Here is a 1,370-nt window from a genome sequence, read left to right as displayed (position 1 = left end):
GATCAACGAAGGTCGCACGGCAAGCGGAAAGCCGCTGCCGGTAGTCAAGGTGGTGCGTGGGCTGGGTGACCAGCACCGTTATCACAGCTCAGAGTCGGATGCTTATAGCGGCGTGCGCGCTTTCTGGATGGATGAGAAATACGGACGGCGGCGCAGTGTCGTCGCCGGCCAGGCTGGCAACAGCAAGCGCCTGCGCACCACCTTTGCGAATGAGGCTGATGCGCGTACTGCTGCTGTGGCCGAGTGGCAGCGCATTGAGCGCGGCTTGGCCACCTTCGAGATGCAGCTTGCCCTGGGGGATGCCAACATCATGCCGCAGTCACCTGTGATGGTCACCGGATTCAAGGCGGACATCGATGCGACAGAATGGCTATCGAAAACGGTAACGCACTCGATCAGCGGCAGCGGTTTTACTACGCGCATCGAGTTCGAAATCAAATCTGAGCCGGCCGAAACCGAGCGGGAGCTAGAGCATGATCCCGAGGAAGGCATCACTGGTGTGAAGGCCAATTGGCTCGACAGAGCGAAATCAAAAAACAATAAAGGCACCGAGCTGGCGGGCAAGGCCGATAATGCGAAGACGTTGAAGCAAACCTATGCCACCAAGCAGACTGCCAAGCGCGCCGCTGCTCTGGAATGGGTCAAAATTAAGGAGGTTCGTGAGATTATTAGGGAGAACAGTGCAGACTAGAAAGGTCTCATTGTCACTGATATATCATATCTACTCTGTACTCAAAACGTACCTTCTCCCCCATTTATGCCGCTGTTTGGGGGCGAAGGATGCCTCAAAGAAATTAAATAGAATGTCGACTACCAATATTTTCTCAGCAGCATTGCAGAGGCATCAAGGCGTATAAGCAAATGAGATCGACATTACCGGAACTTGGGGCCGAGCTAGCGTTATATTCAATTGACGCAGTGAGCGACATGATTATTTGGCTCGACGAAGACGGATATTACGTATTCGTCAATAAGGCTGCCACAGAGTTTTTAGGCTACACATCTCAAGAGCTAGGACAATTGAGAGTCTGTGATATTGATCCAGACTTTGACGAGGTACGCTGGAAGGATCATTGGAAGGAGCTTGAGATAAAGCGGTCCGTTTGTTTGGAAACGACCAACAGGAACAAATCTGGACAGATTATTCCAATTGAAGTGAACGCAAGCCTAGTTCAATTTGAAGGAAAAAAATTCAATTGCTCTATCGTTCGAAATATCTCTGAAAGGAAGCGTACTGAAGCCTCACTGCTCGCACTGAACAAGCAAATCTATTTGCTGAGCATTACCGACGACCTAACCCAATTAGCGAATCGACGTCATTTTGACGAGGTGTTTAAAAGAGAGCTTCAACGTGCTATGAGCAGAAAATC

1 protein-coding gene and 1 pseudogene are annotated in these 1,370 nt (G+C 50.3%); both read left to right on the top strand.

Annotation, left to right across the window (positions count from 1 at the left end):
• Positions 1-691 (top strand): annotated as a pseudogene (locus I5W_RS02755) (phage late control D family protein); the annotation flags it as partial.
• Positions 692-861: 170 nt separating this feature from the next.
• A partial coding sequence (locus tag I5W_RS02750) for a PAS domain-containing protein (protein ID WP_044528084.1) occupies positions 862-1,370 on the top strand: 509 nt, incomplete at its 3' end.

It is taken from the genome of Herbaspirillum sp. B65, assembly GCF_000333555.1.
Taxonomy (GTDB): domain Bacteria; phylum Pseudomonadota; class Gammaproteobacteria; order Burkholderiales; family Burkholderiaceae_D; genus Herbaspirillum; species Herbaspirillum rubrisubalbicans.
This window is presented reverse-complemented; position numbering and strand designations above follow the sequence as displayed.